Raw genomic sequence first — 13,826 nt, 5'->3', positions numbered from 1 at the left:
CGCCCGCATCGCCGCCGAGGCGGGAGTCCGCGGCATACTCAACTTCGCGCCCACCGTGCTCGACACCCCGGAGACCGTGCGGGTCCAGCAGGTCGACCTGGCCAGTGAGCTCCAGGTCCTCGCGTACTACTCGGCGCTCGAAACGGCTACAGCCACTCCAGTGGAGGAGCACAGCAATTGACTCTCTTGGTTCTCGGCATCTCCCACCAGTCGGCGCCGATCGACATGCTCGACGCGCTCGCGTTCGGGGCCGACGACGTCGACCGTCTGCGCACCGACGCCCTCGACGGGGCGAGCGTCGACGGACTCGCCGTCCTCTCGACGTGCAACCGGCTTGAGCTCATCGCCGACGTCTCCGCCTTCCACGGGGGACTCGCCGACCTCGGCAACGCGCTCGTGTCCTCGATCGGACGCGACTGGCAGGACATCGCCGGGCACTTCTACGCCCACTACGACAACCAGGCGCTCGGCCATCTCCTCAAGGTCGCGTGCGGGCTCGACTCGATGGCGATCGGCGAAGCCCAGATACTCGGCCAGCTGCGCTCGACGTTCACCGACTCGATGAGCGCCGGAGCGCTGACCTCCGACCTCTCCCACGCCCTGCAGCAGAGCCTGCGGGTGGGCAAGCGCGCCCATTCGGAGACCGGACTCGACGAGGTCGCCCGCTCCCTCTTCGGCGCCGCCCTCGAAGCCTCCCAGGCCCACATCGGGCCGCTGCACGCCGCGAACGCGCTCGTCATCGGCGCCGGCGCGATGTCAGGCCTCGTCGTCGCGACCCTCCACCGGGAGGGCGTCAACCACATCACGGTGCTCAACCGGACCCTGGAGAAGGCGGAGCGCCTCATCGCCGAGGTGGGCGGTCGGGCCCGCGAGCTCACCCCCCGGTCGCTCGCCGAGGAGATCGCCGACGCCGACCTCATCGTCTCCTCCACCGGCGCCCGCGGCGTCGTCGTCACCCGCGACGACATCGTCGCCGGTCTCTCGCAGAACTCCAAGAGCGCGGCGAACAAGGCGTTCGTCGACCTCGCCCTGCCGCACGACATCGATCCGAGCGTGCGCGAGTTCGAACACGTCGCCCTCTTCGGACTCGGCGACATCCGGAAGCTGCTGTCGACCTCGTCGAACCAGCGCGACGCGGCGGTCGTCGAGACCGTCGAAGCGGTGCGCGCGATCATCGCCGAGGAGACGGAGAAGCTCGAGTCCGGCGCCAAGGAGCGGGCGGTGGCCCCCACGGTCACCGCGCTGCGCACCCACGCCAAGGACGTGCTCGCCGCGGAGACCGAGCGCCTGCAGCGCAAGATCGGCGACCACGTCGACGACAAGGTCTTCGCCGAGGTCCGCAAGTCCCTCCACCGGGTCGCGGAGAAGCTCATCCACACCCCGACGGTCAAGGTCAAGGAGCTCGCGGTCTCCTACTCCGACGTCGACTACGCGCAGGCGCTCATCCAGCTCTTCGACCTGCCGACGATCAAGACCCCGCACGCCGTGCCGACCCCGGAGGCGAAGGTCGCGAAGGCCGCGAGCCCCGACCACATCGAGGCCGACGGTCTCCGGCCGGTCGCCGACCACACCCTCGACGTCGTCGAACCCGAGCATCCGACAGGCCGCACGGTGCGTCTGGGCACCCGGCGCTCCCAGCTCGCCCGCTCGCAGTCGACGGCGATCGCCCACCAGATCGCGGCCCTGACCGGCTGGCGCGTCGAGATCGTCGAGGTCGTCACCGAAGGCGACGTCAACATGTCCCCGCTCGCGGGCTTCGGCGGCACCGGCGTCTTCGTCTCCGCCGTCCGGCAGGCCCTGCACCAGGGCCAGATCGACATCGCCGTCCACTCGCTCAAGGACCTCCCGACGACCCCGGAGCCGGGCATCCAGCTCGCGGCCATTCCGCCGCGCGTCGATCCCGCCGACGTCCTCATCGGCCGTGACGGCCTCAGCCTCGCCCAGCTGCCCGCCGGCAGCGTCGTCGGCACCGGGTCGCCGCGCCGCGCCGTCCAGCTGCGGGCCGCCCGCCCCGACATCGAGGTGCGCGGGGTCCGCGGCAACGTCGACACCCGCATCGCCCACGTCCGCGACGGCCGCCTCGACGCCGTCGTCCTCGCCGCCGCCGGTGTCCGTCGGATCGGGCGGCTCGCCGAGGCGACCGACCTCCTCGACTTCGACACCATGCTTCCCGCTCCCGGTCAGGGGGCGCTCGCGGTGGAGACGCGCGGAGCCGACAGCCCGTACACGCAGGACGAGGCCCTCATGGCCGGCGACGTCGAGATCCGCGCAGCTCTGCGCCGGCTCCACGACGAGGCGACCGACCTCGCCGTGACGTGCGAACGGGCGATCCTCTCCCGCGCCGAGGCCGGCTGCTCGGCTCCGATCGGAGCCCTGGCGACGATCACCGGGACGCAGCTCGTCGTCGCGGCGATGATGGCCGACGACGACGGGACCATCGCCCGCACCCACATGAGCGCGCCGCTGCCGCTCATCGACGACGCCGATCTCAGCTCCCGCGACGATCACGCCCTGCCGATCGCCGGCAAGGAGATCGCCCGGGTCGCCGACGAGCTCGGCACCGCCGCGGCCGAGGACCTGCTGCGCCGCCTCGACATCGATCCCGCGCGCTCCGCCGACCACCTCACCCCGGTCAAGGCCGCCGCCCGGTCCCGGTCCGAAGGACAGTCATGAGCGAGCAGCCCGAGACTCAGGGCACCGGCCAGGTCCAGCCCCGGCGGCTCCTGCCGGTGGGCCCGCGCGTCGTCTTCATCGGCTCCGGTCCCGGTGAGGCGGGACTGATGACCGCCCGCGGCGCCGACATCCTCGCCGACGCCGCGCTCGTCGTCTACGACGCCCACGTCCACTCCGAGATCGTCACCGCCTACGTCCCGCAGGCCGCCGAGGTCATCGACGCCGCCGAACTCGGCCAGTCGCCCTCGACCCGCGGCCGCCGGCTCGCCGAGCTCGCCCGCCCCGACAAGACCGTGGTGCGGCTGAGCTCCGACGACGGTCTGCTCTTCACGACGACGACCACCGAGGCGGCGGTGTGCCGCAAGGCGGGCATCGACGTCGAGATCGTGCCCGGGGTCGGACTCTCCGCGGCGACCGCCGCCTACACCGGCACCGCGCTGACGACGAACCGGGTCCGCTCGGTGCGCTTCATCGAAGCCGGCCCGCAGACCCACGTCGACGTCTCCAAGCACCGCAACACCACGCACGTGCTCACCGGCACCGCCGCGCAGGTCGAGGAGGCCTTCCGGGCCCTGCTCGACGACGGCTGGGACGCGGAGACGAAGGTGCTGCTGGGCTGGGGCATCTCGACGACCGAGCAGACGAGCGTCGAGACCACCCTCGGGCAGGCCCCGGGGCTGTGCCGCAATGCCGGGGACCGCCTCGTCGTCATCATGGGCCAGGGCGTCGACTCCCGCGGCGAGCTCGCGTGGTTCGAGACGAAGCCGCTCTTCGGCTGGCAGGTGCTCATCCCCCGGACGAAGGAGCAGGGCACGTCGACGGCCGAGGCGCTCGCCGAACTCGGCGCCGTCGGCACCGTCGTCCCGACGATCGCCGTGCAGCCTCCGCGCACGCCGACGCAGATGGAGAAGGCGATCCGCGGACTCGTCGACGGCTCCTACGAATGGGTGGGCTTCACCTCCGTCAACGCGGTGCGCGCCGTGCGCATGTGGTTCGAGGACTTCGGCCTCGACGCGCGGTCCCTGTCCGGGGTCAAGGTCGCCGCGGTCGGCGGTCGCACCGCCGCGGCGCTGACCGACTGGGGCATCACCCCCGACCTCATCCCCGACGGCGAGCACTCGGCCCGGGGTCTGGCCGCGGCGTGGCCGGACTACGTCGACGACATCGACCCGATGAACACCGTCCTCCTGCCGCGTGCCGACATCGCCACCGAGGTGCTCGTGGCCGGGCTGCTCGAGAAGGGCTGGGACGTCGACGACGTCACCGCCTACCGCACCGTGCGCGCCTCCCCGCCGCCGGCGCCGATCCGCGAGGCGATCAAGGCCGGTGACTTCGACGCGTTCCTCTTCACCTCGTCCTCGACGGTGCGCAACCTCGTCGGGATCGCCGGGAAGCCGGCGGCCACCTCGGTGATCTGCTGCATCGGCCCGGCCACCGCGAACACCGCGGAGGAGCACGGCCTGCGGGTCGACGTCCTCGCGGAGGAAGCGAACCTCACCTCACTCATCGACGGTCTCGTCGCGTACGCCACGCGCATGCGCGAGGCAGACCTGACCGCCGGGGTCACCCCGGTGCGCCCCAGCCAGAAGCGTCGCAGAAAGAAGGCCTGACATGGCTCCCATCGTCCGTCCCCGTCGCCTGCGGTCGACCGCGGCCCTCCGCCGCCTCGTCTCCGAGGTCCACCTCACCCCCGCCGACCTCATCCTGCCGATGTTCGTCAAGGAGTCGCTGGAGGAGCCCGCGCCGCTGACCGGGATGCCCGGCGTCGTCCAGCACACGCTGACGTCGCTGCGGGAGGCCGCCCGCGAGGCCGTCGACGCCGGCGTCGGGGGACTCATGCTCTTCGGCATCCCCACCGTCCGCGACGAACGCGGCTCGGCCGCCGATGACCCCGAGGGCATCCTCAACCGGGCGCTGCGGATGCTGCGCGACGAGTTCGGCGACGACACCGTCATCATGGCCGACCTCTGCCTCGACGAGTTCACCTCGCACGGCCACTGCGGCGTGCTCGACGAGGCCGGCCGCGTCGACAACGATGCGACGCTCGAACGCTACGCTTCGATGGCCGTCGCGCAGGCCCGCGCCGGTGCCCACGTCCTCGGGCTCTCAGGCATGATGGACGGACAGGTCGGCGTGTGCCGGGAGGCGCTCGACGACCACGGCTTCACCGACGTCGTCGTCATGGGCTACACCGCGAAGTACGCCTCGGCGTTCTACGGACCTTTCCGCGAAGCCGTCGACTCCGAGCTCGTCGGGGACCGCAAGACCTACCAGCAGGATCCGGCGAACGGACGCGAGGCGATGCACGAGCTCGACCTCGACCTCGCCGAGGGCGCCGACATCGTCATGGTCAAACCCGGCCTGCCCTACCTCGACGTCCTCGCCGAGGTGGCCGCGGAGTCCCCGGTGCCCGTGTGGACGTACCAGGTGTCGGGGGAGTACGCGATGATCGAGTTCGCGGCCGCCGCCGGGGCCATCGACCGCGACCGCGCGATCGAGGAGTCCCTCATCGCGTTCAAGCGGGCCGGCGCCGATGCGATCCTCACGTACTGGGCGACCGAGGTCAGCCGGTGGCTGAGCGGAGGTCGGCGATGAGCGAGACCCGTTGGCTGTCCCCGCCGGACCAGCGCGCCTGGCGCTCCTACCTCACCGGCAGCTCCCTGCTCGGGGCGAAGCTCGAGGCCGATCTGCGGGAGAACTTCGGCATCGGCCTGCCCGAATACGAGATCCTCGTGAGGCTGAGCGAACACGAGGGACGATCGATGCGCATGGCCCTGCTTGCCTCGGACACGACGATGTCGCGTTCGCGCCTGACCCACAGCGTCGCCCGGATGGAGAAGAAGGGCCTGCTGTCGCGCTGCCCGATCCCCGAGGACGGCCGCGGCGTCAACTGTGCGATGACCGACGCCGGCTGGGACCTCCTCGTCGCCGCCGCCCCCACCCATGTCGAGAGCGTGCGCAGCAACCTCGTCGACCTCCTCACCCCTGAGGAGATGGCGACGCTCGGCGTCGCATTCGGCAAGGTCGCCCGCCACCTCACCGCGAAGGAGAACTCATGACCGACGCCTCACCCACCCAGAACTCGGCCGCCCTCTTCGCACGGGCGGAGCGCGTCATCCCCGGCGGAGTCAACTCCCCGGTCAGGGCGTTCCGGGCGGTCGGCGGAACCCCGCGCTTCATCACCTCGGCGACCGGAGCGTGGCTGCGCGACGCCGACGGCAACGACTACATCGACCTCATCGGGTCGTGGGGTCCGATGATCATGGGCCACTCCCGCCCCGAGGTCGTCGCCGCCGTCCAGGAGGCCGCGGTCAAGGGCTTCTCGTTCGGCACCCCGTCGGTCGGCGAGGTCGAACTCGCCGAGGAGATCGTCTCCCGCATCGACCCCGTCGACGAGGTGCGCCTCGTCTCGTCGGGCACCGAGGCGACGATGAGCGCGATCCGCCTCGCCCGCGGCTACACCGGCCGGAACAAGGTCGTGAAGTTCGCCGGGAACTACCACGGTCACGTCGACTCCCTGCTCGCCCAGGCCGGTTCGGGGCTCGCGACGTTCTCCCTGCCCGACACCCCGGGGGTCACCGGGGCGCAGGCCGAGGACACGATCGTCGTCGCCTACAACGACGCTGAGGCGCTGCGGGCGGTCTTCGCCGAGCACGGCGAGTCGATCGCCTGCGTCATCACCGAGGCGAGCCCCGGCAACATGGGGGTCGTGCCCCCGCGCAACGGCTTCACGAACACGATCCGCGAACTCACGAAGGCCCACGGGGCGCTGATGATCAGCGACGAGGTGATGACCGGCTTCCGCGTCTCCGCCGCCGGCTGGTACGGCTACGAGTCGGAGACCCTGGGCTACCCGCACGGGCCCGCCGATCTCTTCACCTTCGGCAAGGTCATGGGCGGCGGATTCCCGGCCGCGGCGTTCGGCGGTCGCGCCGATGTCATGGCCCACCTCGCCCCCGCCGGACCCGTCTACCAGGCGGGCACGCTCTCGGGCAATCCCGTCGCCACCGCCGCGGGACTCGCCACGCTCAAGCTCACGACCGAGCTCGACGTCTACTCGCACCTCGGTCGGGCAGCGGACATCCTCCGGCCCGCCGTCGCCTCGGCGCTCGAGGCCGAAGGGGTCGCGCACACGATCCAGTCGGCGAACTCGATGTTCTCCGTCTTCTTCACCGACGGCGAGGTCGTCGACTACGACGATGCCCGCGCGCAGAACGTCGACCGGTACTCCGCGTTCTTCAATTCGATGCTCGACTCAGGCATCCACATGCCGCCGAGCGCATTCGAGGCGTGGTTCCTCTCCTACGCCCACACCGATGAGATCCTCGAGCGGATCATCGCAGCGCTGCCGGCGGCTGCGAAGGCCGCTGCCGCCGTCCCCGATGCGAACGGAGAGCCGAGCCGATGACCACGATCCACCTCGTCCGCCACGGCGAAGTCGACAACCCCGAGGGCATCCTCTACGGTCGGATCCCCGGCTTCGGGCTGACCGAGCGCGGGCATGAGATGGCCCGCCGGGTCGGCGAGCACTTCGCGCAGGAGGACAATGCGCCCGACGCGCTCGTGGCCTCACCGCTGCTGCGCGCGCAGCAGACGATCGCGCCCCTGGCGGAGAACCTCGACATGCCCGTCTTCACCGACGACCGCGTCATCGAGGCGGCGAACTCCTTCGAAGGGCAGACGATGAACGCCCGCACGCTCGCGCAGCCGCGGAACCTCGTGCGCCTCTACAACCCGCTGGTGCCCTCGTGGGGTGAGCCGTACCGCCAGATCGCCCTGCGCACGCAGGCGGCGATGGCGAGCCTGCGCGCCCGCCTCGAGGGTCATGGGCCCGAGGCGAGCGGCGTCATCGTCTCCCACCAGCTGCCGATCTGGATGGCGCGCCTGGCCGGCGAAGGGCGACCGCTGGCCCATGACCCGCGCAAACGGGAGTGCGCGCTCGCGTCTGTCACGAGTTTCACATTTGAGAAGTCCACACTGGTGTCCGTGAGCTATGAGAATCTCTGCGCGGATCTGCAGCCGGGCCACGCGGTGGCGGGAGCATGATCGGCGGCAACGGACAGTACGGTCGCCGGGCGGTCCTCACGGGCATCATCGCCGGCACGGCAGTCGTCCTCAGCGCATGCACCCAGAACGATGAGCTCGCCGCACAGGCGGGCTCCGACCAGGGCTACGTCTCGGGTTCCGGCGTCGTCTCCCAGGTCGCGGTCAAGGATCGCGGCGAACCCCTCGACCTGACCTTCGAGACCCTCGACGGCTCGCAGCTCTCGCTCGCCGACATGCGACCGACCCCGGTCGTCATCAACCTCTGGTATGCGGCGTGCCCGCCGTGCCGCGTCGAGGCCCCCGACCTCAAGGAGGTCTCCGAGGAGTTCGGCGACTCCGCCCAGTTCATCGGCGTCAACGTCCGTGACCAGGCGGCGGAGGCCAACGCCTTCATCTCGAACTACCAGATCCCCTACCCGAACATGCTCGACACGAACGGCGACATGGTCGCCCTGCTCTCGGGCGTCCTGCCCCCGCAGGCGACGCCCTCGACCGTCATCCTCGACGCGCAGGGCCGGGCCGCGGCCCGTGTCGTCGGCGCCGTCGACAAGTCGACCCTGCAGGGACTCATCGAGGACGTGCAGGCGGAGTGAGCGGCATCGGGGCGGAGTTCGCCCAGGCGGTGCTCAGTGGTCCCCTCCTGCTCGCAGCCGGGGCCGCGGCACTCGCCGGGCTCGTCTCCTTCGTCTCCCCGTGCGTGCTGCCGCTCGTGCCCGGCTACGTCGGCTACGTCACGGGGCTGAGCGGCTCGTCGCTGCGTGACAAGGCGACGTGGCGGGTGATCACGGGCATCACGCTCTTCGTGCTCGGCTTCACCGTCGTCTTCGTCATCCTCGGCACGGGCTTCTCCGCCCTCGGGGCGATGTTCTCCCAGTTCCAGGACATCCTCATCCGCATCCTCGGTGTCGGGGTGATGATCGCCGGACTCGTGTTCATGGGCGCGTTCGGCTTCCTCCAGAAGGAACGGCGCATCCACGCCCGGCCCAAGGCGGGACTGTGGGGTGCTCCCGTGCTCGGGGCGACGTTCGCCATCGGCTGGGCCCCCTGCGTGGGCCCCACCCTGTCCGCGGTGCTGACGATGTCGCTGAGCTTCGGCTCCGACGGCACCCTGTGGCGGGGCGCGTTCCTCGCCTTCGTCTACTGCCTCGGACTCGGCATTCCCTTCATCCTCCTGGCGATCGCCATCCACAAGGGTGCCGGTCGGCTGAACTGGGTGCGCGAGCACCAGACGACGATCGTCCGCATCGGCGGAGTCATGCTCATCGCACTCGGCTTCGTCATGGCCATCGGACTGTGGAACCAGTGGATGAACTCGCTGCAGGGTCTCATCTCCGGATTTGAAGTGGTGATCTAGTGGCAGACAAGACTGCTGGCAACACGACGGACGCGGCCCCCGAGCAGGCTGCCGACACCTCGGGCACCGCCGAGGCGCAGCCTCGCCGGGAGCAGCCGGCCGCGGACCGCGCGAAGGCCGCGCCTGCCGGGAAGGCCGGCGCCGCCTCCAAGGCAGGGACCGCCTCGGCGAAGGGAGCGGGCAAGCCCGATCGGTCGGAGGTGACGCAGCCGCAGCTCGGCTTCATCGGCATGTGCAGGTGGGCATGGCGGCAGCTGACGACGATGCGGGTGGCCCTCATCCTCCTCCTCGTCCTCGCGCTCGCCTCGATCCCCGGCTCCCTGCTCCCGCAGCGGATCCAGGACCCGGCCCGCGTCAACACCTTCCTCGAGGAGAACGGGGCGTGGGGAGCGTTCCTCGATACGATCGGCATGTTCGACGTGTACTCGTCGATCTGGTTCTCCGCGGTCTATCTCCTCCTCATGATCTCGCTCGTCGGGTGCATCGTCCCGCGCACGTCCCAGCACTGGAAGGCGATGCGCTCGGCACCGCCCAAGGCGCCGAGGCGGCTGGGACGGATGCCCGGATACGTGGCGTTCACCTCGGCGGAGGTCAAGGACGGGGAGCTTGACGATGAGGAGTTCCTCGACGCCGCGCAGGCCCGGCTGAAGAAGCTCGGGTACCGCACCTCGCGCCACGGGGACCATGTCGCGGCCGAACGCGGCTACCTGCGCGAGACCGGCAACCTCGTCTTCCACATCGCGATCCTCATGACGACGCTGACGATCTCGATCGGGTCGCTCTTCGGCTACGAGGGGCAGCGCATCCTCGTCGAAGGCGACACGTTCACGAATTCGCTCGTCGCCTACGACTCTTTCGACCCGGGCACGTACTACAACGCGGACAACCTGCCGCAGTTCCGCCTCACCCTCGACCGGTTCACCTCGAGCTTCGACGATGCCGCGCCGGGCAACCAGTTCGGTCAGCCCCGCACCTTCGAGGCCACGGTGACGACCTCGGCGGACGGGGTAGAGAAGACCGAGCAGCTCAAGGTCAACGAGCCCATCCGCGTCGCCGACACCGGCGTCTACCTCACCGGCAACGGGTACGCCCCCGAGGTGACGGTGCGGGATGCGACCGGCCAGGTCGTCCGGTCCGGGCCGCAGGTCTTCATCCCCGCGAACGGGGACCCCGGGTACACCTCCGAGGGTGCGATCAAGGTGCCCGATGCCGCGGGCACGCAGATGGGCTTCGTCGGGGTGCTGCTGCCGACGGCCACGCAGAACGAGCAGGGCGACCTCGTGTCGAACTTCGCCGAGCTGCGCAACCCCTACCTCGTGATGAGCGGGTACACCGGCGACCTCGGCCTCGACTCGGGGGAGCCGCAGTCGGTCTACACCCTCGATGCCTCGAACATGACGGAGATGACGGATGCCGCCGGCAACCCGCTCGTCATCCAGCTCGTGCCGGGGGAGACCCAGGAGCTGCCCAACGGCGGTTCGGTGACCTTCGACGGGGTCAAGCGGTTCATCGCCGTCGACATCTCGCAGGATCCGACGCAGCTGCTCATGTTCGTCAGCTCCGTGCTCGTCCTCCTCGGACTCGGACTGTCCCTGTTCATTCCGCGCCGGCGCGTGTGGGTGCGGGTCAAGGACGGCGAGGTCGAGGTGGCGGCTCTGGCCCGTGGCGAGGATCCGATGGTCGAGCGCGCGGCGACGGAACTCGCGAAGGACCTCGGCAGTGAGAGTGCCGAGGACACGGACAAGAAGGACTGAGCGACCGCAGTGCGGGCCTGCATGGTCCTCGCGGCTTCAAACTGAGGTACTACACGGAGTAGAATCGGGGACGTGCGCCTGAGACGGGCACGCAGATTCACTGACGCAAGGAATTGAGCACCCTCACGGTGCGGAGGATACATGGACGTCAACACCGACCTGGCGATGTGGTCGAATCAGCTCATCGTCTCCGCGATGATCGTCTACGCGGTCGCGATGATCTTCTCGGCCTTCGATCTCTTCGGGGGTCGGGAGCTGAAGAAGTCGAAGTCCGACACGGTGGCGGCCGGCGCGAAGTCGAGCACGGTGCGCCGCACCAACCGGAAGACCGCGACGGCGCTCCTCGACCGTCCCGGCGCTGATGACCACGCCGGAGACAACGGCACCGGCGAGGAGCTGTCGGCCTCCGATGCCAAGCGGCGCCGCGCGGCGCGCATCGGCACGTCGCTCATCGTGCTCGCCGTCGTCCTCCACATCGGCTCGGTCATCACCCGCACCCTGTCGGTGATGCGCGTGCCGTGGGGCAACATGATGGAGTACGTCCTCACCGCCACGGCGATCACCGTCCTCGTCTACCTCATCGTGCTCACCCGCAAGGACATCCGCTACCTCGGAACGTTCGTCTCCGGCGGCGTCCTGCTGTGCCTGGGTCTCGCGATCACGGTCTTCTACACTCCGGCCGCCCAGCTCATCCCCGCCCTCGATTCGTACTGGATCGCCATCCATGTGCCGATCGCGATCCTCTCGACGGCGCTGCTGTCGATCTCGGCGATCCTCGCGGTCTTCCAGATACTCAAGACCGTCAGCGAGACGAAGGACCCGAAGTGGCTGCGGTTCATGCGCCGTCTGCCCTCGAGCACCGAGCTCGAGCGGTTCTCCTACACGATCGCGGCCGTCGGCTTCATCACGTGGACGTTCACCCTCATCGCCGGCGCCATCTGGGCCGAGGTCGCCTGGAGCCGCTACTGGGGCTGGGACACGAAGGAGATCTGGACGTTCGTCGTCTGGGTCGTCTACGCCGCGTACCTCCACGCGCGGGCGACCCGCGGATGGGGCCCGACGAAGGTGGCCGTGCTCAACCTCATCGGCATCGCCACGGTGTTCTTCAACTTCACCGTCGTCAACGTCTACTTCAACGGCCTGCACTCGTACTCCGGCCTCGGCTGACGGTCGTGGGCGGACGGTGATCGGGCCGACGGCCTGAGGTCCGCTGTGGGGCGCCGCCCGCCGGCCTGACGGCCTGACCTCCGTTGCGCGGTGCCGTTCGGCCTCTGCTGCGCAGTGCCGCCCGTCGGTCCTTGAGCAGTGACGTGCCCGGGTCTTCAGCGCGTCGGATGTCGCGCCGTTCCGCCCGGCCTCTGCTGTGCAGTGCCGAATGTGGTCACAGAACCGAGGAGATCGTGCCGATTCGGCGCTTCTCCCTCGGTTCTGTGACCACTTTTCGCTGTCTGCCGCGCGACGGGGGTGCTGTGCCGGTCGGCGCGCGAAGCGGCGTCTATCTCCGGTCAGTCGGGCGGCCGCTGGCGCTCGAAACCGGGCCCGCACACGAGACCATGCTGCGACTGAGCCTCTGACCGAAGCGGGTGGATGCGAAGCTGTATCCGGAACGACCGGACTGCGCGGAGAACAACGGCGCGCTGATGCGTGCCTGCTCACGGCAACGGAGGATCTGCGCAGTGATTTGCTCACGCCGTCAGACTCGGTTCGCCCGCAGGATCGTCAGCGGTGTTGTACGCGGGAAGCCTAAGGACTCTACGTCGGGTCACGGACCTGCGACCGGTTCGGGCTGAGCCAGCCGTCTTCTCGAGCAGGCCGTCAGTGCTCAGTTCGAGTGGCCGCGGCCCTCGCCCTTGCTGCCTTCCGAGCCGTGCTCGTCGCCGGACTCCTGGTCATCGGGGCGGTCCTCGGGATCGAGGGTGTCACCCGGGGGAGGGGTCTCGGAGTCCGTGGGTTCGTCGTCCCGCGGACGATGCTTGCCGAGCTTGACCTCGCGGTCGACCTGGCGGAGGTAGTCCTCATCGTCGTCGGGAGCGGTCGGGCCGCTGCGCCTCGGTGACGGGTCGGGCTTGGCCTCGGAACCGCGTCCGAAGATGTACCAGAGGACGAAGCCGATGATCGGAATGAGGAGGATGATGAGCGCCCAGACAGGCTTGGGCAGGACTCGGACGAGACTCCGATCGCGCAGCAGACAGTCGAAGAGTCCGTACAGTGTGATCGCTGCCGCTAGGACTATCCCGGCAATGAGTACTCGAGCCATGCATCAAGGATAGTCGACTAACCTGAAGACCAGCTCAGTCGCAGGGCGACCGGTTTCGACAGGCAGTGTTGCCCTTTCGTCGCGTCTCGCCCTCGTCGCCGATCCCGGCCCGAGTTCTGAGAATCCACGCAGACAGTCCCGACTAGAATAGGTGCAATGCGCAGCTTCTGGATCTACACCCTCGCCCGGCTGGGAATCATCGTCGCCGTCGGGCTCGTTCTCCAACCCTTCCTCGGGTTCACACTCGTCATGGCCGTCGCGGCGATCTTCATCGGCGCGCTCATCAGCTACCTTGTGCTCGGCGGAATGCGGGCGAAGGTCGCAGGCGACATCGAGAACCGGCTGGCCAAGCGCGCGAAGACGAAGAAGCGCAAGGGCCAGGACGAGTCGTTCGAGGACACCCTCGTCGACGAGAACGTCTCCGCCCAGGACACTGTCTCCGCCCAGGACACTGTCTCCGCCCAGGACACTGTCTCCGCCCAGGACGCCGAGGCGGCTGGACCGGCGACGAAGCCGACGGAATCGTCGAAGAAGTCCGCAGTTGGCTCCTCGGCTGAGACCGCCAAGGCGAAGGCTGAGACCCAGAACCCCGCCGAGACCCAGCGTCCCGCAGAGTCAGGGACTACCACCGAGCCCCAGACCGCCGCAGGCTCGACCGAAGCGCCGACCCCCGACCGCACGACCGATGCCGAGGCTCCCGACGCCAAACGGCGCTGATCCTCATCCAACGCAGTCGGCCGGT

General features: G+C 69.5%; 12 protein-coding genes and 1 pseudogene. 12 read left to right on the top strand and 1 reads right to left on the bottom strand.

Features of this window, described 5'->3' with window-relative positions:
• The 11 genes and pseudogenes from ABD154_RS12115 to ccsB form a co-directional block, all read left to right on the top strand.
• Window positions 1–181, top strand: a pseudogene (locus ABD154_RS12115) (redox-sensing transcriptional repressor Rex); the annotation flags it as partial.
• On the top strand, window positions 178–2,673 hold the full coding sequence (gene hemA / locus ABD154_RS12110; RefSeq protein ID WP_344251349.1) for a glutamyl-tRNA reductase: 2,496 nt from the start codon (window positions 178–180) through the stop codon (window positions 2,671–2,673). The pseudogene ABD154_RS12115 and the gene hemA, both read left to right, overlap by 4 nt.
• Window positions 2,670–4,283 carry a bifunctional uroporphyrinogen-III C-methyltransferase/uroporphyrinogen-III synthase gene (locus ABD154_RS12105; protein WP_137825359.1) on the top strand — a complete coding sequence of 538 codons (1,614 nt, stop codon included), beginning with the start codon at window positions 2,670–2,672 and terminating at the stop codon, window positions 4,281–4,283. The genes hemA and ABD154_RS12105 overlap by 4 nt, the downstream gene beginning before the upstream one ends.
• Before the next feature lies 1 nt (window position 4,284).
• On the top strand, window positions 4,285–5,268 hold the full coding sequence (gene hemB / locus ABD154_RS12100) for a porphobilinogen synthase (RefSeq protein WP_137825360.1): 984 nt from the start codon (window positions 4,285–4,287) through the stop codon (window positions 5,266–5,268).
• Window positions 5,265–5,732, top strand: a complete 468-nt coding sequence (locus ABD154_RS12095; protein ID WP_137825361.1) for a MarR family winged helix-turn-helix transcriptional regulator — start codon at window positions 5,265–5,267, stop codon at window positions 5,730–5,732. The genes hemB and ABD154_RS12095 overlap by 4 nt, the downstream gene beginning before the upstream one ends.
• Window positions 5,729–7,081 (top strand): glutamate-1-semialdehyde 2,1-aminomutase, encoded by a 1,353-nt coding sequence (hemL, locus tag ABD154_RS12090; RefSeq protein WP_137825362.1) that lies wholly within the window; start codon window positions 5,729–5,731, stop codon window positions 7,079–7,081. Before ABD154_RS12095 ends, hemL begins: the two co-directional genes overlap by 4 nt.
• Window positions 7,078–7,719 (top strand): histidine phosphatase family protein, encoded by a 642-nt coding sequence (locus ABD154_RS12085; protein WP_137825363.1) that lies wholly within the window; start codon window positions 7,078–7,080, stop codon window positions 7,717–7,719. Before hemL ends, ABD154_RS12085 begins: the two co-directional genes overlap by 4 nt.
• Window positions 7,716–8,312 (top strand): TlpA family protein disulfide reductase, encoded by a 597-nt coding sequence (locus ABD154_RS12080; protein WP_140955507.1) that lies wholly within the window; start codon window positions 7,716–7,718, stop codon window positions 8,310–8,312. The genes ABD154_RS12085 and ABD154_RS12080 overlap by 4 nt, the downstream gene beginning before the upstream one ends.
• A gap of 5 nt (window positions 8,313–8,317) precedes the next feature.
• Window positions 8,318–9,073 carry a cytochrome c biogenesis CcdA family protein gene (locus ABD154_RS12075; RefSeq protein WP_137825380.1) on the top strand — a complete coding sequence of 252 codons (756 nt, stop codon included), beginning with the start codon at window positions 8,318–8,320 and terminating at the stop codon, window positions 9,071–9,073.
• Window positions 9,073–10,827, top strand: coding sequence for a cytochrome c biogenesis protein ResB (gene resB / locus ABD154_RS12070; RefSeq protein ID WP_250786247.1), 1,755 nt, complete (start codon window positions 9,073–9,075; stop codon window positions 10,825–10,827). Before ABD154_RS12075 ends, resB begins: the two co-directional genes overlap by 1 nt.
• 141 nt (window positions 10,828–10,968) lie before the next feature.
• Window positions 10,969–11,994 (top strand): c-type cytochrome biogenesis protein CcsB, encoded by a 1,026-nt coding sequence (ccsB, locus tag ABD154_RS12065; protein WP_140955508.1) that lies wholly within the window; start codon window positions 10,969–10,971, stop codon window positions 11,992–11,994.
• 655 nt (window positions 11,995–12,649) lie between these two features.
• Here ccsB and ABD154_RS12060 read toward each other — a convergent pair.
• Window positions 12,650–13,084, bottom strand: a complete 435-nt coding sequence (locus ABD154_RS12060; protein ID WP_140955509.1) for a PLDc N-terminal domain-containing protein — start codon at window positions 13,082–13,084, stop codon at window positions 12,650–12,652.
• Between the two features lie 156 nt (window positions 13,085–13,240).
• On the opposite strand from ABD154_RS12060, the gene ABD154_RS12055 reads away from it, so the two are divergent.
• Window positions 13,241–13,801, top strand: coding sequence for a DUF4229 domain-containing protein (locus ABD154_RS12055; RefSeq protein ID WP_250786246.1), 561 nt, complete (start codon window positions 13,241–13,243; stop codon window positions 13,799–13,801).
• Window positions 13,802–13,826: the final 25 nt, after the last annotated feature.

The organism is Brevibacterium sanguinis (assembly GCF_039528855.1).
Lineage (GTDB): Bacteria > Actinomycetota > Actinomycetes > Actinomycetales > Brevibacteriaceae > Brevibacterium > Brevibacterium sanguinis.
The sequence above is the reverse complement of the archived record's forward strand: the minus strand, read 5'-3'. Positions and strand labels throughout refer to the sequence as shown.